19 protein-coding genes, 2 pseudogenes and 1 other annotated feature are annotated in these 19,667 nt (G+C 35.8%); of the genes and pseudogenes, 14 read left to right on the forward strand and 7 right to left on the reverse strand.

Translation table 11 applies throughout. The features are described 5' to 3' along the window. The 3 genes and pseudogenes from ACH6CY_RS12420 to proS form a co-directional block, all read left to right on the forward strand. Positions 1–204: pseudogene (locus ACH6CY_RS12420) on the forward strand (peptide ABC transporter permease); the annotation flags it as partial. Beyond that, the gene (locus ACH6CY_RS12425) at positions 201–863 is read left to right on the forward strand and encodes an ABC transporter ATP-binding protein (protein WP_374067659.1); all 663 of its coding nucleotides are present in this window, start codon (positions 201–203) and stop codon (positions 861–863) included. The pseudogene ACH6CY_RS12420 and the gene ACH6CY_RS12425, both read left to right, overlap by 4 nt. Before the next feature lie 278 nt (positions 864–1,141). Then, positions 1,142–1,350 (forward strand) — a binding site (T-box leader). Positions 1,351–1,411: 61 nt separating this feature from the next. Continuing rightward, a complete protein-coding gene (gene proS, locus ACH6CY_RS12430; protein WP_374067660.1) occupies positions 1,412–2,848 on the forward strand; it encodes a proline--tRNA ligase in 1,437 nt (478 codons plus the stop codon). Between the two features lie 61 nt (positions 2,849–2,909). On the opposite strand, the gene ACH6CY_RS12435 is transcribed toward proS, so the two are convergent. Together ACH6CY_RS12435 and trhO are read right to left on the reverse strand one after the other, a co-directional pair. Further along, positions 2,910–3,386, reverse strand: a complete 477-nt coding sequence (locus ACH6CY_RS12435; protein WP_374067707.1) for a glutathione peroxidase — start codon at positions 3,384–3,386, stop codon at positions 2,910–2,912. A gap of 458 nt (positions 3,387–3,844) precedes the next feature. Continuing rightward, positions 3,845–4,813, reverse strand: a complete 969-nt coding sequence (trhO, locus tag ACH6CY_RS12440; protein ID WP_374067661.1) for an oxygen-dependent tRNA uridine(34) hydroxylase TrhO — start codon at positions 4,811–4,813, stop codon at positions 3,845–3,847. A 330-nt stretch (positions 4,814–5,143) separates the two neighbouring features. Between trhO and ACH6CY_RS12445 the strand changes: the two genes are divergently transcribed. The 5 genes and pseudogenes from ACH6CY_RS12445 to ACH6CY_RS12465 all read left to right on the forward strand — a co-directional run. Further along, a complete protein-coding gene (locus ACH6CY_RS12445; RefSeq protein WP_374067662.1) occupies positions 5,144–5,341 on the forward strand; it encodes a cold-shock protein in 198 nt (65 codons plus the stop codon). 103 nt (positions 5,342–5,444) lie between these two features. Beyond that, on the forward strand, positions 5,445–5,744 hold the full coding sequence (locus tag ACH6CY_RS12450; RefSeq protein ID WP_374067663.1) for a hypothetical protein: 300 nt from the start codon (positions 5,445–5,447) through the stop codon (positions 5,742–5,744). 169 nt (positions 5,745–5,913) lie between these two features. Beyond that, positions 5,914–6,606 carry a TraR/DksA C4-type zinc finger protein gene (locus tag ACH6CY_RS12455; protein WP_374067664.1) on the forward strand — a complete coding sequence of 231 codons (693 nt, stop codon included), beginning with the start codon at positions 5,914–5,916 and terminating at the stop codon, positions 6,604–6,606. Positions 6,607–7,243: 637 nt separating this feature from the next. Then, the gene (locus tag ACH6CY_RS12460; protein WP_374067665.1) at positions 7,244–7,624 is read left to right on the forward strand and encodes a transposase; all 381 of its coding nucleotides are present in this window, start codon (positions 7,244–7,246) and stop codon (positions 7,622–7,624) included. 521 nt (positions 7,625–8,145) lie between these two features. After that, positions 8,146–8,394: pseudogene (locus ACH6CY_RS12465) on the forward strand (transposase); the annotation flags it as partial. 163 nt (positions 8,395–8,557) lie between these two features. Here the strand turns inward: ACH6CY_RS12465 and ACH6CY_RS12470 are convergent. Beyond that, the gene (locus ACH6CY_RS12470; RefSeq protein WP_374067666.1) at positions 8,558–9,871 is read right to left on the reverse strand and encodes a S1C family serine protease; all 1,314 of its coding nucleotides are present in this window, start codon (positions 9,869–9,871) and stop codon (positions 8,558–8,560) included. A gap of 473 nt (positions 9,872–10,344) precedes the next feature. Here ACH6CY_RS12470 and ACH6CY_RS12475 point away from each other — a divergent pair, with 473 nt between their 5' ends. The 4 genes from ACH6CY_RS12475 to ACH6CY_RS12490 all read left to right on the forward strand — a co-directional run bounded on the left by ACH6CY_RS12475 (position 10,345) and on the right by ACH6CY_RS12490 (position 15,543). Then, positions 10,345–11,043 carry a response regulator transcription factor gene (locus tag ACH6CY_RS12475; protein WP_374067667.1) on the forward strand — a complete coding sequence of 233 codons (699 nt, stop codon included), beginning with the start codon at positions 10,345–10,347 and terminating at the stop codon, positions 11,041–11,043. Continuing rightward, entirely contained in the window at positions 11,040–12,362 is a 1,323-nt protein-coding gene (locus tag ACH6CY_RS12480; RefSeq protein WP_374067668.1) for a sensor histidine kinase, read from the forward strand. Before ACH6CY_RS12475 ends, ACH6CY_RS12480 begins: the two co-directional genes overlap by 4 nt. A gap of 149 nt (positions 12,363–12,511) precedes the next feature. Next, a complete protein-coding gene (gene typA, locus ACH6CY_RS12485) occupies positions 12,512–14,335 on the forward strand; it encodes a translational GTPase TypA (RefSeq protein ID WP_374067669.1) in 1,824 nt (607 codons plus the stop codon). Between the two features lie 398 nt (positions 14,336–14,733). After that, positions 14,734–15,543, forward strand: a complete 810-nt coding sequence (locus tag ACH6CY_RS12490) for a ZIP family metal transporter (RefSeq protein WP_374067670.1) — start codon at positions 14,734–14,736, stop codon at positions 15,541–15,543. Positions 15,544–15,592: 49 nt separating this feature from the next. On the opposite strand, the gene ACH6CY_RS12495 is transcribed toward ACH6CY_RS12490, so the two are convergent. The 4 genes from ACH6CY_RS12495 to ACH6CY_RS12510 form a co-directional block, all read right to left on the reverse strand. Further along, on the reverse strand, positions 15,593–15,814 hold the full coding sequence (locus ACH6CY_RS12495) for an ABC transporter permease family protein (protein ID WP_374067671.1): 222 nt from the start codon (positions 15,812–15,814) through the stop codon (positions 15,593–15,595). Between the two features lie 129 nt (positions 15,815–15,943). Continuing rightward, entirely contained in the window at positions 15,944–16,096 is a 153-nt protein-coding gene (locus tag ACH6CY_RS12500; RefSeq protein ID WP_374067672.1) for a YfhE family protein, read from the reverse strand. Between the two features lie 101 nt (positions 16,097–16,197). Continuing rightward, positions 16,198–16,977 carry an enoyl-ACP reductase FabI gene (locus ACH6CY_RS12505; protein WP_374067673.1) on the reverse strand — a complete coding sequence of 260 codons (780 nt, stop codon included), beginning with the start codon at positions 16,975–16,977 and terminating at the stop codon, positions 16,198–16,200. A 12-nt stretch (positions 16,978–16,989) separates the two neighbouring features. Further along, a complete protein-coding gene (locus tag ACH6CY_RS12510; RefSeq protein ID WP_374067674.1) occupies positions 16,990–17,541 on the reverse strand; it encodes an HD domain-containing protein in 552 nt (183 codons plus the stop codon). A gap of 164 nt (positions 17,542–17,705) precedes the next feature. On the opposite strand from ACH6CY_RS12510, the gene ACH6CY_RS12515 reads away from it, so the two are divergent. Further along, positions 17,706–18,398 carry a copper homeostasis protein CutC gene (locus tag ACH6CY_RS12515; protein ID WP_374067675.1) on the forward strand — a complete coding sequence of 231 codons (693 nt, stop codon included), beginning with the start codon at positions 17,706–17,708 and terminating at the stop codon, positions 18,396–18,398. A 75-nt stretch (positions 18,399–18,473) separates the two neighbouring features. Then, positions 18,474–19,640: a CapA family protein gene (locus ACH6CY_RS12520; RefSeq protein WP_374067676.1), complete on the forward strand. Its 1,167-nt coding sequence runs from the start codon at positions 18,474–18,476 to the stop codon at positions 19,638–19,640. Positions 19,641–19,667: the final 27 nt, after the last annotated feature.

Below are 19,667 nucleotides of genomic sequence, written 5' to 3' on the forward strand. Positions count from 1 at the left end.
GGGATAACCGCTCTCAATAGATACGGTTTTTGGTTAAGAAAAGACTCAACCTTTGCTACTTACGGGATATTTGGCTTAATAAGTATGGATTGGTTGGCTTTACTTATTGTCCTTTTTATAGATATTATTATTGGATTTACGATTGTTGAACTTACAATAAGAAAAATTAAAAGTATTCCGATCTCCGTGGGGGTGTTACAATGAATAGTATCATTAAACTGGAAATCCAGAAAAAAACATTCAAGGAGAAAGGTTTTTCTATCTTAAATGATTTTGAGTTGGAAGTTGAACCTGGGGAAAGGCTTTCTATTGTAGGGGAGTCTGGAGTTGGAAAAACTTCTTTGCTTAATATTATTGGTCTACTTGATACACAATATCAAGGGTACTATGAGCTTTTTGATTCATCTGTTAAGGATTTATCACGAAATAAACTAGCTGAGTGGCGTAATCAAAAAATTGGTTTTGTTCTTCAGGAGTCCGCATTAATTAATTCTTTGACCATAGAGGATAATATTAAATTGCCGCTTATGTATGCTAACATTAAAAAAGACATAACTATCCAAGATCACTTTAAACGAATTATTAATAAAATTGGGATTGAGCCCATTTTGAAAAAGAAACCACTTGATTGTTCTGGTGGTCAACGAGCTAGAGCCGTTTTTGCTAGGGCTGTAATTATGAATCCCCAAATAATTTTATCAGATGAACCAACTGCATCTTTAGACTTAGAAAACAAAGAAAAAATTATCAATCTACTTTTTGATATGAATAAAGAATTTAATACTACTGTTATTACAGTGACTCATGATTTAGATTTAGCCAATCGTCATGAACGAATAATTACTCTCGAAAGGAATGAATAAAATGGGGTTTTATATAATGATCATGTCATTCATACTTGGCATATTTTTAGCCATTCTTGGTGTTTCTCGTAGGAAACGGAATTTTTTATACAAGTTTTTCATAGTGCTAGGAATTATTCTCATTCTTTTTGCTGTTTATCTGGCAAGACCTCAGTAAGAATCGATCATAAATGAGTTGTATGTGGAATCTGAGTGAAACGATTATTTTATTCGTCTTTTTCAATTAAGCTTGACAATGAAAGCAGCTTTACTCTATAGTATGTATAATTAAATTCTATTTTTAAGCGATGAAAAGAAATAGTAAATAGTATGTTTTATGTTAGAGAGGAATTGGTTGGTGAAAAATTCTATAAAACGCTATTGAACCTATCTTTGAGTGTTTGATTGATAAAATACAAACGGAGCGTGTCTCCGATATCAAAAAAAGTGTGCAAGTGGAATGTCTGCTTGTAAACAAGGGTGGTACCACCGTATCCTGGTCCCTTATCTATTGATAAGGAGACTGGGATTTTTTTATTGAAAATCTAGAGTAAGTGGAGGAAAGTGAAATGGCTAAGAAAAAGCAATTTGTTGAAAAAGTAACAGCAATGGAAGATGATTTTGCAAAATGGTATACAGATGTTGTCAAGCAAGCAGATCTTGTTGATTATGGATCTGTTCGTGGAACGATGATTATTCGCCCATATGGTTATGCGATTTGGGAAAACATTCGAGACGTTTTGGATGAGAAAATAAAAGCAACAGGACATGAGAATATGTATTTTCCATTATTTATTCCTGAAAACTTACTGCAAAAAGAAAAAGATCATATTGAAGGTTTTGCGCCTGAAGTAGCTTGGGTTACACATGGTGGAGATGAACAACTACAAGAAAGACTAGTCGTTCGACCGACCTCTGAAGTGCTGTTTGCAGAACACTATTCTAAAATCATTCACTCGTATCGAGATTTACCAAAGCTTTATAACCAATGGAGTAATGTCGTTCGCTGGGAAAAAACGACTCGTCCTTTCCTTCGTTCCCTAGAATTTTTATGGCAAGAAGGCCATACGTGTCATGCAACAAATAAAGAAGCAGCAGTAGAAACAGACCAAATGCTCAATCTCTATGCCGACGTCTGTGAAAAATATTTAGCTATGCCAGTGATTCGAGGAAAGAAAACAAATAAAGAAAAATTTGCGGGTGCGAAATATACATTAACGATCGAGAGCTTAATGCATGATGGAAAAGCATTACAAGCAGGAACATCGCATCATTTAGGTACTGGTTTTGCTGAATCGTTTAATATTCGTTATACAGATGAACAAGGTGAATCACAGCCTGTACATCAAACATCTTGGGGAATTACTACACGATTAATTGGGGCACTGATTATGGTGCATGGGGATAATAGAGGGTTGGTTATTCCGCCGAAAATTGCACCAACACAAGTAATGGTTATTCCTGTTGCACAGCATAAAGAGGGTGTCTTAGACAAGGCATATGCGATAAAAGATCAATTAGCAAACGTCGCGCGTGTGGACATTGATGCAAGTGATAAAATGCCGGGATGGAAGTTTAATGAGTATGAAATGAAAGGTGTCCCATTAAGAGTGGAAATCGGACCGAAAGATATTGAGAAAGGCCAAGCGGTGATCGTTCGCCGTGATACGAGTGAGAAATATTTTGTAGTACTGGACACATTAGAGAACGCCGTTAAAGAACTACTTGAAGAGATCCAAGAAGATTTATTAAAAAAAGCACGCAATCATCGTGAGCAAAAAACATCAATTGCAATGAATATGAAAGAGTTTAAGGAAGTATTAGAAACGAACCCAGGCTTTATTCAAGCGATGTGGTGTGGCGATCAAGGGTGTGAAGATAAAATAAAAGAAGAAACAACCGCTACCTCTCGTTGTATTCCACTTGAACAAAAAGATGTGAGTGATACTTGTGTTTGTTGCGGTAACCCAGCAACAGACATGGTGTATTGGGCTAAGGCTTACTAGAAAAAGTGTGCAAAAAAGGGATTATACCATAGTTTTATAAGGCCTAGGTATAACCCTTTTTTTATGCTAATGCTGCTTGAATATCTGCTTCTATTTCTTCGGGCTTCGTCTTTGGGGCATAACGCTTCAATACGTTACCTTCCTTATCAATAAGAAATTTAGTGAAGTTCCACTTTACTTGGTCGGTTAGAAAACCAGGCGCTTCTATTGTAAGAAAACGAAATAATGGATGTGCGGCTTTTCCGTTTATATCGATTTTACTAAACATTGGAAAAGTAACACCATAGTTTTGTTGACAGAAAGAACTGATTTCATCATCCGAACCTGGTTCTTGGTTCATAAATTGATTACTTGGAAAGCCGAGAACTTCAAAGCCGTCTTGATGGTATTTATCATAAAGTTGTTGTAATCCTTCATACTGAGGTGTGAAGCCACACTTACTAGCTGTATTAACAATTAGCAATACGTTCCCTTGATAATCTGCTAAAGATTTATCCTCACCAGCAATCGTTTTTACTTCATAGTTATAAACAGTAATTATTTAACAGCTCCCTCCCCTTATGTAATTTAAAAGATAGCAGTAGAGGTATGTAATGTCAAAGTAAGAGGCTTACATCACCGTTTGAGAGGGCATGATTTTTACAAAGGTAGGTATCGCATTTTTAATTTGCAAATAGCTCTAAGTTACCGATTTCTAATTTTTTTCACCTGTTCGGTAACCTAAAACCGTTTTAAGTGCCCGAAAACATAATTAACCTTCTCGACCGGTAACATAAACTCGCTTTAAGTGCCCGAAAGTGTCCATAACTTTCTCGTGCGGTAACTTACAACCACTTTAAGTTACCGTCAGCGCCTATAATCTTCTCAAACGGTAACTTAGCCCTGCTAGATGTGCAAAAAAAGCACGCATTTATAATTAAAAGGGTGATCAACTCTATTCGATAAAGGAAACAAAAAAGCCGCTACGTGTTGTAGCGACTTTTTTATTTATCTAATTTATATAGCTGTTGAAATACTATCTTCTTCTTTGATTCGTTGTATTCTTGCATGAATGTCTTCTTCTGTTAAGCCGTGTTCTTTTACATACATGTTTCTTGGAGATACACGACAATCATGTGTACAACCACGCATATATCTGTGTTCGTTTTCTTCTGAACATAGGATTTGTTTATTACACTCAGGGTTAGCACAATTCACATAACGTTCGGATGGCTTGCCGTCAAAATAATCTTTTCCTACAATGACGTGTTCCTTTCGATTGATTGGTACGCTAATACGCTCATCAAATACATACATTTGTCCATCCCAAAGTTCGCCTTGTACTTCCGGATCCTTTCCGTACGTAGCAATACCACCGTGTAATTGGTTGACATCTTCAAACCCTTGTTCAACTAACCAGCCAGAGAATTTTTCACAACGTATACCACCAGTACAATAGGTTAAGATTTTTTTATTTTCAAATTGTTCCTTGTTTTGTTCTATCCATTCTGGTAATTCACGGAATGTGTGAATATCTGGACGAATGGCACCACGAAAATGACCTAAATCATATTCGTAATCATTTCTTGCATCGATAACAACGGTGTTCTCATCACGCATTGCTTGATAAAATTCTTTTGGTGTTAAATAATTACCAGTTGTTTCTTTAGGATTAATATCATTTTCTAATCGAAGGGTTACTAATTCTGGACGAGGACGAACGTGCATTTTTTTAAATGCGTGTCTATCAGCTTCATCTACTTTAAACGTCATGTTGGCAAAACGCGGATCATGATGCATCGTTTCCATGTATTTATTCGTTGCTTCTACTGTACCTGAAACCGTACCATTCATGCCTTCTTCTGCAACAAGGATGCGTCCTTTTAATCCTAATTCATTACAAAAAGCTAAATGCTCTTTTGCATAGCCTTCTGGATCTTCCATGTGTACATAATTGTAATACAATAATACTTGATACTTTTCCATTTCGGTTAACCACCTATTCATTCGTATTTGCAAGATACGCGTGTAGGGGTGAAAATTTTTTTGCATGTCTCTTGCAAGCAATTATTATACAAAAGAACAGCTATTTTAGCAACTTAATGGTGCGAAAAGTATAATTTCCGGATGTGTTTGTAATTTTATGTATTGTTTCCAGTTTAGACGGTTGATTTTGTAATAAAAAAATAGTACATTTGTATTGTAAAAGCAATTGGAAGTAGTATATTTCTTTACGGTCTCTCCACAATAAGGGTGTAAAGGTAATACTATTAGTTCCATTACTTTTGTAGTTTTATTGTAAGGAGGTCGATGAGCATGACAGGAACAGTAAAATGGTTTAATGCAGATAAAGGTTTCGGATTCATCGAACGTGAAGACGGTGACGATGTATTCGTACACTTCTCAGCAATTCAAGCTGAAGGTTTCAAAACGTTAAACGAAGGTCAAACAATTGAATTCGAAATTGTTGAAGGCGACCGTGGACCACAAGCAGCTAACGTTGTAGCTCTATAAGTTTAAACAAACTTCATAAGGTGCATCTCTTGTAATGAGAGGTGCACCTTTTTTCATTATGATAAAATTGACGTTAGATAAGTTTTTGTAGAGGAGAGATAACATGAATGCACGCGATGAACAAGTGATTAAATATTATCAAGAGCAAGAAAGAGACATGATTTTACTATTTGCACAGTGGTGTATCAATTATAAATTAGATCCAAAAGCTGTTTATCAAGAAGCATATCCGATGCAGCCGATAAACACATTATTAGAAGAAGTGTTAGAAGATACGGTAGATGCAAATGAATCAGATGCGATTGATCACGAATTGCTTTTGCAAGTGCTGCAAGCGTTTGGTAATGATGACTTAGCTTTCGTTGTAGCTGGGTATAGCCAAAAAAAAGAAAAAATCAAGTGACTAAAATTGTAGTATTGCTTCATAAAAAAACCCTCTACTCTTCTAATTTAGAATAGAGTGTTAACGTTATCGTTCCAATTTTTTGTTTCCAATAAATAATCGAGTGAAAGCTAATCGCATTGGTTATACTAATCCTGCCTCAAAAATTGAATGAGGGGAGGCAGGATAGATGTTAACCAATCAACAGATTGACTTATTTAAAAAACAGTTAATACAGCAAAAAAATGAGATCGAGGCTCATTTGGCTGATCATTATGGTATGATGACCGCACAAGTGAATGAATCGGTTGGAGAGTTATCGAATTATGATAATCACCCAGGCGATACGGGGACAGAATTATTTGAAAGAGAAAAAGACATTGCCTTAAACAAGCATAGTGAAACAGAATTAGCGGCAATCAATCATGCTTTAAAAGCGATCGAGCAAGGAACGTATGGCCAATGTGCCGTCTGTCATGTAGATATACCGATAGAACGGCTAGAAGTGTTACCAACCACGTTGTACTGTGTCACTCATACGAAGGAACAGACTGTTGAGCGCACGCGCCCAGTCGAAGAAGATATCCTTGATAGTGATATTAGTAGAGATGATGAAGATGATACCGTCATGTTTGATGCAGAAGATGCGTGGCAACGTGTAGGTAAATACGGCTCATCAGAAACCCCGTCTGATTTTTATGATACAGAAAAAACGTATCAAGATATGTTTTTTGATTCAGATGAGCAAGTAGGAAGTGTGGAAGAATTAGAAGGATTTTTATTAAGTGACAGTGATGGAAAATTTATCGGTGTAAATGAACAACATGAACGCTATGAAGATTATCTAGATGATCAAGATGTAAATTCAATGATGGACGAATAAAGGTTGTACAATATATGACGTTGGTGAGTAAAAAAACTCACTAACGTCATTTTTAAATTCATGTTTTAAGTGATGGTGTGATCTTTATTTGAACATTTATAAAAGAAGGGGGGATAATGTTTGTTACGCTGCGGAAATAGGCTTGCTTTCCGCAAGCACGGCCTCAGCTAACTTGGTAAAGAAAATCACTTTACCAAGTGGATCTTCGGCTCGCGCTGTTCCCGCAGGACAAGGAATGCTACGGCAGCAACGCATCGCACGAAGAAAATGGCCCTTTATTTTCGAGGAGTCGCGCCTATTTCCTCCGCTCTGCGTCTTTCAACAGTAGATGTTTACTATAAGAATATTATTATCACATAAATGTCTTTTAAAAATAGAAAACAAGTGAGTTTCCCTGTAGAATAAAAGTCGACGAAAACCAATCCTAGGAGGGTACTCACTTGTCTATTACAAACTTTACAAGAAAACTGTTAGATATTCAAGATAAAAATATTTATATCGACGGAGAAGGCATCACGATTGAGGAATATAAAGTTCGCACCTATAAGTTTATCCATGCTACATTAACATATGAAGCGATACATTGTCCGCATTGTCATATAAAAAAAGAAAGCACTTCTATACTATTGTTCAAGCAATGTTGGATTATGATTCAAAGCTGCGAAAGAATTATCAGTTGTATCAAGGTTTATTACACACAATCTATCAAAAGGATAACCATAAGTTAGAGATGATATTGAATCAAGATTGTCATCAAGACATTTCCACTTATCTCAAAACAAGTATGAAAACCTTACGAAAGCATTCCCTCTTTATAAATAATAGCTTTGCTTACTCGTATAATAACGGTCGTATCAAAGGAATGATCAATAAAGAGAAAGTGTTAAATCGCGTAGCATATGGCTATCGCAATTTTACAAATTACAAAAACCGAATACTGTTGCAATTTAAACTCAAACCAGTGGAACGAAAAACAAATAAACAAATGAAAAACAAAACACGTCCTAAAGCAGCATAGCTACTTCAGGACGTGAACAAAAATTAGTCAGTTGACTATTTAGACTCACCAACGTCATTTGACATAGAACCAAAATTTTGTGGTAACGATAAATACAAGTTTTTCTAACAATACTTATATTTCACTTAATGTTAACGCAACACATAAACAATCAGTATTGAGATAGTAAGTATTTCCTAAAAAATCTAATGACTTACTGGGCATTTATGGTATAGTGTAATTGTAATAAGGTATTAAGTATTCTGTAAATTTATCTTGTGTTGAAAGTATCATTCAGAGTGGAGGTGTGCTAAATTGAACAATAAATTTATGTCATTTGCTCTTGATATATTTATTTTACTTATTGTCGCTAGTATTATGAGCATTATCTTATATAGTAAAATAGATTTTCCTACAATTGGTTTTATAATGATCGCATCCTTGATACTAATGTTATTTAAATTATGTCTAAGTTTATTTAAAAGAAAGAATCTTTGATTGTAAAATTAAGCGAGACACTAAGAAAACTAAAAAAGACATGCCATGATATTGACATGTCTTTTTCTGATCCAGGAACGCCATTACAAAGAGGATTGAATGAAAATTCGAATGGTCTACTACGTAAAAACGGTCTACCAAAAGAAATGGATTTCAATTCCGTTACACAAGAATATATATCAACTGTTGCTTCTAGAAGAAACAACATTCCAAGAAAATCATTAAATTATCAAACACCAATTGAGTGTTTGATGAAGCATGTCGGCAAGGATACTTTGTCTCGCTTAATTTGACAAATAAAACTATATAAGATTCTGGTTAAGGTAGAAAGAAGGTCTATCCAAAACAGAATGATTTATTTATTAAATGTAATAACTACATGTCATCTATAAATGTGGTATTCTTCTTTTTAAAAAATATTCCTAGTGGAGAAGGCTCCACTAGGAATATAATCCTTTACTGTTGTGTTGTTTCTTCTTGTTGCTTCGTTAAGGTAAGTGTTGTTTTTTGTTTTTCTCCGTTACGATAATATGTTAACTGAACCTCATCGCCAATGGTGGTTTCGGAATATAAGAACTCTTTTAAATCCATCATTGAGGAAATTTCTTTATCGTTAATTTTAGTAATTACGTCGTAACGTTTTAGACCAGCTTGGTTAGCGGCAGAGCCTTGTTGTACTTCTGCGATGACAACTCCATCTGTCACTTCTTTACTTAGTTGCAATGTTTCTTCAATGTGACGATCTGGTACTGCAGAGAGTGGCATTGCGCTAATTCCAATGAATGGTCGTGATACCTTTCCTTTTGTTTCTAACTGTTCAATGACTGGTTTTGCATCATCAATTGGAATAGCAAAGCCAATTCCTTCTACAGCTTGTAATGCGATTTTCATCGAGTTAATTCCGACAACTTCCCCATTACTGTTAACTAATGCACCCCCGCTATTTCCAGGATTAATTGCAGCATCTGTTTGAATTACTTCCGTTGTCCAATCTGCAACGTTATCCCCATTTAAATCTATTTCTACAGAGCGCTCTAATCCACTAATAATTCCTTTTGTTACAGAACCTGCAAATTCTGTTCCTAGTGGATTTCCGATTGCAATTGCGGTTTCTCCAACGACTAAATCGGAAGAAGTCCCTAATTTAGCAACTGTATCTACCTTTTCTCCGTCAATGGTTAATACAGCTAAGTCTGTTAATTCATCTGAACCTAGTAATTCTGCATTAACACTCTCACCGTTGGGTAATGTGATTTTTAATTCATTGGCATTAGCTACTACATGGTGGTTCGTTACGATATAAGCTTTTCCATTTTCTTTTTTATAAATGACTCCCGATCCTGTACCTGAATCAGGAGATTGACTCCATAAATCTGCCGTTTGAATATTTGATACACCAACTACCGCATCACCAACATTGGTTAACGTATCAGAAGATATAGCATCTTCATTGGTCGATGTTTGAATTACGTTGCTTGTTTCTGCATCATCTGAATTGGTTGTATCCATTGTTTGGTCTGTATCAATTGGTATAATACCAGTAAATAATAAAATAAACCCTAATATAGCGACAGTGATTCCTCCTGCCAAACTACTTAAAAACAACGCCCAACGATTTTGTTTTGGTGACTGTTGAGTAGAGGGAGTATTTGATTGTAATAGTTCCTCTCTTGCTGTTGTTTGTTCATCCACAAATGTGTGATCTTCATTGTTATTATATGATTGTTCATCTGAATGCTCTTGATTATTGTAATCGTCTTGATAACTCATCTGTTCATACCACCTTTCTCTTACTATGTTATAACTCTTTCTTGCATTTTTTATTATAGACAATAGGTTTGGCAGGTTTTCGGTACAATTGTGGAAAAAGTATGTAATATATGCAATTAGGCATTTCGTTCATAATATGCGAAAATAAGTGTAATAAGGTTGCAGTATTGTGCCAATAAGAGCAATTTTAACTGAAACTAACAGCAGTGTTTTAAGTAATTTATTTATATTAATGGAAAGAAATAAACCTCATAGCGAGTTACCTTGAGCGGATAGTGATGACTTTGACTGGAAAAGCATTTGTCTTGAGGCCCACAGGAAAAGATATTCTTCCGAAGAGGATTAAGCCATGCCCTCGAAAAGCGTCCGCCAGCAATGAAAGGTAACGGAGTGATAAAGACAATTATTTCGTGAATTAGTAAGAATCGATAGACTAATAAAGTAGCTTAAACATATTATAGGAGGTTATAGCAATGAATTATAGTATTTTTATTGTAGAAGATGATCCGAATATACGTGATATTGTATCTGCTTATTTAAATAAAGGGGGTTATCAAGTTTCCATGGCTGATAATGCAGAAGATGCGTGGGAATTAACAAGAGAGAAATCACCAGATATGTGGATTTTAGATATTATGCTTCCAGGTATGGATGGCTATGAATTATGTAAAAAAATTAGGCAACAGAGTGAAGTCCCGATTATTATTATTTCAGCAAAAGATGAAGAAGTAGATAAAATTCTTGGCTTGGAGCTAGGTAGTGATGATTACTTAACCAAACCATTCAGTCCAAGGGAATTAGTTGCCCGTGTGAAGCGTTTATTTAAACGGGTGGATAATTCCCACGCTGTTAGTGAACAACATAATAATGATACGTATGAATTGGGAGAGTTGAAGCTTCACGTTGAAGGTAGAAGAGTGTTTTGGAAAGAACATGAAGTGGAAGTAACAGCGAAAGAATTCGATATGTTACATATTTTGATTAGAAACCAAAATCGGGCCTTTGCTCGAGATGAGTTACTTTCATTAATTTGGGGGGAAGATTATTTTGGCAGTGATCGTGCGGTGGACGATTTAATCAAACGATTACGGAAAAAGTTAGATGGGTTACCGATTGAAACGGTTTGGGGCTATGGCTATCGGTTAAGTAATATAAATGAGGATGTCGAATGAAACTACAAACACAAATAACCATCGCTTTTACTACATTATTGGTTATTATCATGTCCGTTGTCTCTGTTATGATTTATTCGCTTATTTTAGATGTGTTGATTCAAAATGAACGAGATCAATTGCAAGAAAAAGGTGATATTCTTATTCAGTTTTTAATGAGCGAAGTAAATATTAATAATTTTGGCCAATTGTTTGGTGATGAATCACTACAATTGTTTATTTACGATGGCAATACAGATCAAGTTATTTTAAGCACATTACCAGAAAATTTGATTCAATATTGGATGGAAAATTATGATATTACCGAATATGACCAGCCTTTATGGAAGGCTGGAAATGAACGTTATGTTGTCTCGATTTTACCTATCTATCCAGACCTGTTGGATCAAGAGCTTGTATTAGTTACCCCGTTAGATGATTTACAAGAGGTGCAAAGGGATTTATTCAGTCGGTTAATTTTCGTATTTCTTATTGGGATAGGAATTATAAGTATATTAAGTCATTATCTCACAAAGAAACTAGTCACCCCTTTAACAAAATTAAAATTTCAATTAAAGAAAATTGAAAAACGTAAATTTGATGATGTACAACGTGTGAAGGCGACTGGGGAGATTAAAGAAGTAGAACAAAGTGTTTACGATATGGCAAACGAGCTCAATCGCTATATTCAATCGCAACATCATTTTTTTCAAAATGCTAGTCATGAGTTAAAAACCCCATTAATGACGATTCAGGGTTATGCGGAAGGAATTCGGGATGGTATTTTTGAAGAAGAAGCATCTGATCGAGGATTAGAAGTAATTGTTGCAGAGATTAGTCGTTTAAAAAAGATTATCAATGAAATGATTCTACTAGCTAAATTAGACAGTGAAGAAAATATATATAAGGAAGAAGAAGTGAAAGTAAGTGGTGTGATAACTTCTACAGTTGATCGTGCGTTGCCAATAGCTAGTGAAAAACGAGTGAAAATAGATCACAATGTGGAAACAGATGCAACGTTATATATTGATACAGACAAGTTGCTACGAGCGATGATGAATATCGTTTCCAATGGAGTTAGACATGCACAATCAAAAGTAGTCATACAAGCATCTGTAGAAAATCAACAAGTGAAAATTACAGTGGAGGATGATGGAGAGGGGATTGATCAAGTAATGCTACCACAACTTTTCCAACGATTCACAAAAGGAAAAGATGGTGAAACTGGTTTGGGGTTAGCCATTTCGCGTGCAATTATTGAAAGATCGAATGGTTCTATCTCTGTTGGTCAATCGGAATTAGGCGGTGCGCAGTTCACTATAACGTTACCTTTGCATTAACACTATAAATCATTGTGCGACAGGCCTATGTTGTACTGTAAAAACATATGACAAAAACCACGAAAAATTTGCTATCTCTCAATAATTATGATACAATTTTACAGTTATTGAGAAAATCGTACGTATTAGAAAGAGGAGTTGAAAGAGGGATGCAATTAAGAGAAGATGTTCGTAACATTGCGATCATTGCACACGTTGACCATGGTAAAACGACGCTAGTTGACCAATTGTTACGTTATTCTGGAACATTTCATGAGCATGAGCAAGTAGATGAGCGTGCAATGGATTCAGGTGATATAGAAAAAGAACGCGGCATTACCATTTTAGCAAAAAATACAGCAATCAATTACAACGATACACATATTAATATACTTGATACACCTGGACACGCAGATTTTGGTGGTGAAGTAGAACGGATTATGCGTATGGTAGATGGTGTATTGTTAGTTGTGGATGCATATGAAGGTTGTATGCCCCAAACGCGCTTTGTATTAAAAAAGGCTTTAGAACAAAAGCTAACGCCGGTTGTCGTATTAAATAAAATTGACCGACCAAATGCTCGTCCGAATGAAGTTATTGATGAAGTACTTGATTTGTTTATCGAATTAGGAGCGGATGACGCACAGTTAGAATTTCCAGTCGTTTATGCATCAGCATTAAACGGTACATCAGGAGAAGAGCCTGAAGAGCAAGAAGAATCTATGGAAGCAGTGTTTAAAACAATTTTAAGTCACATTCCTGCACCAGTTGATAACTCAGAAGCCCCATTGCAATTTCAAGTAACACTACTTGATTATAATGATTACCTTGGTCGTGTAGGAGTTGGGCGTATTTTCAGAGGGAACATTAAAGTGGGACAACAGGTCGCTTTAATGAAAAAAGATGGATCAGTTAAAAACTTCCGTGTAACAAAATTATTCGGGTTTATTGGCTTGAAACGAATCGAAATTCAAGAGGCTAAAGCCGGTGATATTATTGCGTTGTCTGGCATGGAAGATATTAATGTTGGGGAAACAGTATGTCCTGTAAATCACCAGGAAGCATTACCTATTTTACGCATTGATGAACCAACACTTCAAATGACTTTTGTAGTGAACAATAGTCCGTTTGCAGGTAAAGAAGGAAAGTATATCACTTCTAGAAAAATTGAAGAACGATTATTAACTCAACTTGAAACAGATGTCAGTTTGCGTGTAGACCCAACAGAATCACCAGATGCGTGGGTTGTTTCTGGACGTGGAGAATTACACTTATCTATTCTTGTAGAAAATATGCGCCGTGAAGGCTATGAGCTACAGTTGTCTAAACCGCAAGTTATTATTAAAGAGGTAGATGGTGTACCTTGTGAACCGATTGAGCGTGTGCAAGTAGACGTTCCTGAAGAGCATACAGGAGCAGTGATGGAATCATTAGGATCACGTAAAGGTGAAATGCTTGATATGGTAAACCAAGGTAATGGACAAGTACGGATGGAGTTCCATATACCTTCCCGTGGCTTAATTGGTTACTCTACAGAATTTATGACGCAAACGCGTGGTTACGGAATTATTAATCATACATTTGATTCCTATCAACCAGTTGTAAAAGGTTCTGTTGGAGGTAGAAGACAAGGTGTTTTGGTTGCTTTAGAAAATGGAAAAGCATCCACTTACGGTATTATGGGATTAGAAGATCGTGGAACGATTTTTGTTGAGCCTGGTACAGAAGTATATGCTGGGATGATCGTTGGAGAGCATAACAGGGAGAATGATCTAACGGTTAATATTACAAAAGAAAAGCATTTAACCAATGTTCGTTCAGCAAACAAAGATCAAACGTCAACCATACGTAAGACACGAACGTTAACACTAGAGGAAGCTATTGAGTATTTGGATGATGATGAATATTGTGAAGTAACACCTGAAGCTATTCGTCTACGTAAAAAGATATTGAACAAAAATGAACGAGAAAAAGCTGCAAAGAAGAAAAAATAAATATTTTTTTAAAAAAACCAGTGAACTATGCGCTGGTTTTTTTCTATACTGTCGAAATAACAGTGATATAAAACTTGTTACAGTACTTTTAGTTTGAATATTTGTCAAACATGGACACGTACTTACTTTTTTGTTTTGTGCAACTGCATACCTGTTGTATATTGACAATCCCAGAAAATCATCGAAGAGCTTAGTCGAAAAAGATTAAAGCGCCATTATTTCTATCCTAACCATTCAAGTTGATCTAAATCTTACATTTTGAAAGAATATCTGACTGAAATGATTGACAGATGATCCGCTTTACGCATAAAATATTGGAGTGAGGTTATTTTTTTGACCTAGTGCAAAATTTTAACGTTGAAACAATCACATTATTTTATAAAAGGGAGTTAGGCAGAATGATTGAATCGCTTGCAGATTTAAATCCAATACTTTTAGCGTTTTTGGCGACGTTGTTTACGTGGGGATGTACTGCATTTGGAGCGTCTTTTGTTTTTTCAACAAAAAAAGCGAATCCGTTGGTTTTTGATAGTATGCTTGCATTTGCTGGAGGTGTAATGATCGCGGCTAGTTTTTGGTCATTATTAGCACCTGGAATTGAAATGGCTGAATCACAAGGCGTGCCGGCGTATGTTCCAGCAGCAGTAGGTTTCTTGTTAGGTGGTCTATTTTTATTATTAGTTGATCGGATTTTACCAATGATTAATGAAGATTTATACTTTAAAGAGATTGCCGATCGAAAAGCAAAGCATCGCACAGCTATGCTGATTTTTTCGATTACAATGCATAACATTCCAGAAGGTTTAGCGGTCGGCGTTGCATTTGGTGCGCTAGCTTCAGACTTTACGACTGGTTCTTTAACTGGTGCAGTTGCTTTAGCATTGGGAATTGGTATACAAAACATTCCGGAGGGGACAGCTGTATCTATTCCTTTGCGTCGAGAAGGAATGAGTACGAAGAAAAGCTTTTTCTATGGTCAGTTTTCAGGAATGGTTGAGCCTATCTCTGCAGTGATAGGTGCAGTGGCAGTTATGTTTATTGAACCGTTACTACCGTATGCATTAAGCTTCGCTGCTGGTGCAATGATTTTTGTCGTTGCAAAAGAGGTAATACCAGGGTCACAAGAAAGAGGACACATTCAATTAACAACGATGAGTTTAATGGTTGGTTTTGTTGTTATGATGATCTTAGATGTTGCTCTTGGATAAAATATTAAAAGTCCCATTGAGTTGAATTTTAACTCGATGGGATTTTTTTCTATATTTCTCTGCGCATTGCTTTTAGTATATCAATCTTTGTTGCTTTTTTTGCTGGTCTAGAGCCAGAAATGATGGTAACAACTAAACAAATAACAATAGCGATAATAACTAATGTTAGTGGTATTGCTGAAAATTTAAATCCTTCAGGTAGTTCTTCTTGAAAAGCTGCCTCTATTATTAATGGCACAATAAAATTTACAAATAAACTAATTTGTATCATTTTTTCCTCCTGCTTTATTGTTCTTAATAATAAAGACGAAAGAAAGACACAAAAAAGCTCATCTTTTTGCAAAAATAAAATAAAAAAACTAGGTAGCGGGAAGACTACCTAGTTTATAGAAAACGGTGATTAGTTTTCACGGCGAATTTGATCTAGCTTTTCCTTGCGAAACCCGCCAGCAATATCAGCCTGTTTAAATGCACGATTATAATTCACTTCTTGTGCATCAGATAATTCTACACCGGCTTTTTTTGTTGGTTGATACTGTTGTTTACGCGCCATATGTGATATACATCCTTTCATCTATTTGATTGGTTGCGTATGGCTATATAATATATATTTCCCGGTGAGTTATTGTACTAAACATGTTATATTATATTTTTTTATCCCATAATGTTGTATCCACCATCAACGTGCAATACTTCTCCCGTAATACCACTAGAAAGAGGGCTTAATAACATTAAAGTGGCTTTTCCTACTTCTTCTTGTGTCACATTTCGTTTTAATGGTGCTTTTTCTTTCGTATCTTTGAGCATTTGTTTAATGGTTGGTACACCTTGAGAGGCTAACGTTCGAATTGGACCAGCTGAAATTGCGTTGACACGAATATTATTCGGCCCTAAATCAAGTGCTAAATGCTTACAAGTTGATTCCAATGCCGCTTTTGCTACACCCATCACTTTATAACCATCCAGTACGCGCTCAGCACCTAATGCACTCATTGTTACAATTGATGCTCCTGATGTTAAATAAGGTCGTGCTTCTCGAGCAACAGCAATTAATGAATAGGCACTTGTATCTTGAGCAAAGGCATAACCGCTTCTAGTCGTTTCAATAAAATCATTTTGAAGGTCTTCACCATGAGCAAACGCAATAGCATGAACGATTCCATCAATGGCTCCTATTTTTTGATTAATGGTAAAAAAAGCATGCTTTATACTTTCGTCTTCATTTACATCACAACAAACAACCGTTGCGTCAGTCATTCCTTCTTGCTCCAACAGCTTTGACAACTTTTGATACGAGCGTTCCTTTCGGTAAGTAAAAGCAAGCTTAGCGCCAGCTTGGTGCAGTACTTTTGCTACTCCCCAAGCTAAACTACGTTCGTTTGCTACCCCCATAATTAAAATCGACTTGTTGTGTAATTGTATTAAATCGTTCATCATGTATTCTCCTTACTTAAATTGATCGATTAATTGTTTTAATTGCTTAAATAATGCTGGTGTAGAAGTGGTAGGAAGATTTGTTTGTAAACTTTTATATATCTCTTGATAATACCATTGTTGTGCTTCTTTACTACTGTTGAAATGCTTCCAAATATCATTACCTAATGCTTGTTCATTTTCTAAGATAGAACGTAGATTGTCAATCTTATCTGCACATACAACGAGCCTAGCTTCTAACGGCGCTTCTTTTAGTTGCTGAATGGTATGTTTTTTTCGTTCTTTCCAAGATTTCATTTTATCAGGTTCTGTAGCAACGGATACCAATTGGGCGACTTGATCACCGAATAAATTAGAAATTTCTCTGATTGTGCCGTCAGTGTCTTCTACTACGTCATGTAATAGTCCGGCAATGACAATGTCATCATCATATCCTTCGTCTTTCAAGAGCATAGCTACGCGATAGGGATGTACGATGTATGGCACACCATCTACTTTTCTTATTTGTCCTTCGTGTTTTTTCGTTGCGTATGTGATCGCTTGGATCAATTTATTAGCCAACACTCGAATCACCTCTTCTTTTCTAATAATAGTATAACTTGAATACTTTAGATTTATAAAGTGATCACTGCTTTATAGACTATCTTTTCTATAATGGAATTGATAAAATATGATCGAAAGGTGCTATTTTTGAAATGAATTTAATTTAGAAAAAGGTGGGCATGATCATGGAAATAGAAGTAATCGTTCAGCATGCAGAAGATGCAAAAGAGGCAGAATTATTAGGTGCTGACCGACTAGAATTAGTATCAGCAATTAGTGAGGGTGGATTAACTCCAAGCTATGGAACGATAAAGCAAGTGTTACAACAAGTGAATATTCCTGTGCAAGTAATGATTCGTCCGCATAGCAATCACTTTTATTATGATGAAGCCGATTTAGCAATTATTTTAGAAGATATAAAAAATGTCATTACCCTTGGTGGAAACCGAATTGTTTTCGGAGCTCTAAATCAAGATAATACAATAAATCAACAAGCATTGAATAAAATCATCGAGCTAGCACCTCAGCTGGATATTACATTTCATCGAGCCTTCGATCAGGTAGTATCTCAAAAAGATGCCTATCGTACACTGGTAAGCTATTCTGACCAAGTGAAAAGAATTTTAACGTCAGGCGGAGCAGCTACTTGTGAACAAGGAAAAAACGAATTAAAGCAATTGGTGAAATTAGCGAATGAGCTTAATGGGCCTGAAATCTTAGCAGGAAGTGGTCTAGATGCTATCAATATAACGGAAATTCATTCGTATATTGGAGCAACGCAATATCACTTCGGTAAAGCGGTAAGAGAGGACAGTTCTTTAGCAAAAGGGTTTGATGATGATTCCTTTTTAGAAATTGAAAATATTCTTAAAGGGTAAGGTGATCAACTCTCGAAAAATTTACTCTTCAGTAGGTAGAGCAAGAAAAATCACTTCATCAAGGTGGTGAGTGTAATGAAAAAGAAAATTAGCTTCATTGTTTTCCTGCTATTCATGGCTGTCAGTTTACTTTCGTGTCAAAATAGCAAAGGAGAATATGAGGCTAGTGATCATGCTGCACGTAACGAGAAGGATATTGTCTTGAAAGAACAAATAAATAGAACGCGTGCTATTCAACTTGCTGCTGTCGGGGATCTTTTAATTCATGATCGGGTATATAATGATGCGAAAGAAGCTGATGGCTTTAATTTTATGCCTATGCTTGAAAAAGTCGAGACATACTTATCTCAACCAACAATTACGACGGCAAATCAAGAAACAATGATTGGGGGAGAAGTGATAGGGTTATCGTCTTATCCTCGCTTTAATAGCCCCGTCGCTGTTGGAGATGCATTAAAGGAAATTGGAGTTGACATCGTATCGCTTGCAAACAACCATACTTTAGATCGTGGTGAGGAGGCGATACAACGATCTATTTCTCATTGGAATAAAATAAATATGTCTTATGTTGGATCGTATCAAAGTCAATCGGATAGTGAGAAAATTCGCGTGATTGAAACAAAAGAAGATATCGCTTTGTCTTTTTTAAGTTATACCTATGGAACGAATGGGATTCCTACGCCTGATGGCAAGGAATATCTTGTTAATCGTATTGATCGTAAAAAAATAGCTAAAGATGTGAAAAAAGCAAGGGAAGTATCGGATGTTGTTGTTACGCAATTACACTTTGGTGACGAATATGAGCGAATGCCAAATCAATCGCAGAAAGATCTCGTGCAATATCTAGCTGATTTAGGTGTAAATATTGTTTTCGGTCATCATCCACATGTATTGCAACCGATAGAATGGGTGGAAGGGGTGAATGGAAATCGTACCTTTGTTGTCTATTCATTAGGAAACTTCTTATCTGGACAAGAGGCGTTTTATCGTCGGATTGGTGGCATGGTTCAGTTAACTATTGAAAAAAAGTATGAAAAAGACGGGAAAGCAACAACCACATTAACTGCTCCTAAGTTTTTACCAACATTTGTTGATTTTACCGAAGCATCAAAGTCTGATTATCAAGTGATACCAATGTATCAGTTAACGGATGAGGAGTTAATCGATCATGAACAGCATTATCAAGAAATAAAACAACATCTATCACAGTGGATGCCTGAATTAACGTTTATTGAAAAATAAACTATTTATGTCAATTGTTATGGTTAT

It is taken from the genome of Paraliobacillus sp. JSM ZJ581 (assembly GCF_044383835.1).
Classification (GTDB): Bacteria; Bacillota; Bacilli; order Bacillales; family Amphibacillaceae; genus Paraliobacillus.

Coding starts and splice junctions, on each gene's coding strand:
- ACH6CY_RS12500 (WP_374067672.1), bottom strand. CDS start 16,096: ATGGCGCGTAAACAACAGTATCAACCAACAAAAAAAGCCGGTGTAGAA.
- ACH6CY_RS12520 (WP_374067676.1), top strand. CDS start 18,474: ATGAAAAAGAAAATTAGCTTCATTGTTTTCCTGCTATTCATGGCTGTC.
- typA (WP_374067669.1), top strand. CDS start 12,512: ATGCAATTAAGAGAAGATGTTCGTAACATTGCGATCATTGCACACGTT.
- trhO (WP_374067661.1), bottom strand. CDS start 4,813: ATGGAAAAGTATCAAGTATTATTGTATTACAATTATGTACACATGGAA.
- ACH6CY_RS12490 (WP_374067670.1), top strand. CDS start 14,734: ATGATTGAATCGCTTGCAGATTTAAATCCAATACTTTTAGCGTTTTTG.
- ACH6CY_RS12455 (WP_374067664.1), top strand. CDS start 5,914: ATGTTAACCAATCAACAGATTGACTTATTTAAAAAACAGTTAATACAG.
- ACH6CY_RS12425 (WP_374067659.1), top strand. CDS start 201: ATGAATAGTATCATTAAACTGGAAATCCAGAAAAAAACATTCAAGGAG.
- proS (WP_374067660.1), top strand. CDS start 1,412: ATGGCTAAGAAAAAGCAATTTGTTGAAAAAGTAACAGCAATGGAAGAT.
- ACH6CY_RS12505 (WP_374067673.1), bottom strand. CDS start 16,977: ATGAACGATTTAATACAATTACACAACAAGTCGATTTTAATTATGGGG.
- ACH6CY_RS12470 (WP_374067666.1), bottom strand. CDS start 9,871: ATGAGTTATCAAGACGATTACAATAATCAAGAGCATTCAGATGAACAA.
- ACH6CY_RS12475 (WP_374067667.1), top strand. CDS start 10,345: ATGAATTATAGTATTTTTATTGTAGAAGATGATCCGAATATACGTGAT.
- ACH6CY_RS12460 (WP_374067665.1), top strand. CDS start 7,244: ATGTTGGATTATGATTCAAAGCTGCGAAAGAATTATCAGTTGTATCAA.
- ACH6CY_RS12515 (WP_374067675.1), top strand. CDS start 17,706: ATGGAAATAGAAGTAATCGTTCAGCATGCAGAAGATGCAAAAGAGGCA.
- ACH6CY_RS12480 (WP_374067668.1), top strand. CDS start 11,040: ATGAAACTACAAACACAAATAACCATCGCTTTTACTACATTATTGGTT.
- ACH6CY_RS12495 (WP_374067671.1), bottom strand. CDS start 15,814: ATGATACAAATTAGTTTATTTGTAAATTTTATTGTGCCATTAATAATA.
- ACH6CY_RS12445 (WP_374067662.1), top strand. CDS start 5,144: ATGACAGGAACAGTAAAATGGTTTAATGCAGATAAAGGTTTCGGATTC.
- ACH6CY_RS12450 (WP_374067663.1), top strand. CDS start 5,445: ATGAATGCACGCGATGAACAAGTGATTAAATATTATCAAGAGCAAGAA.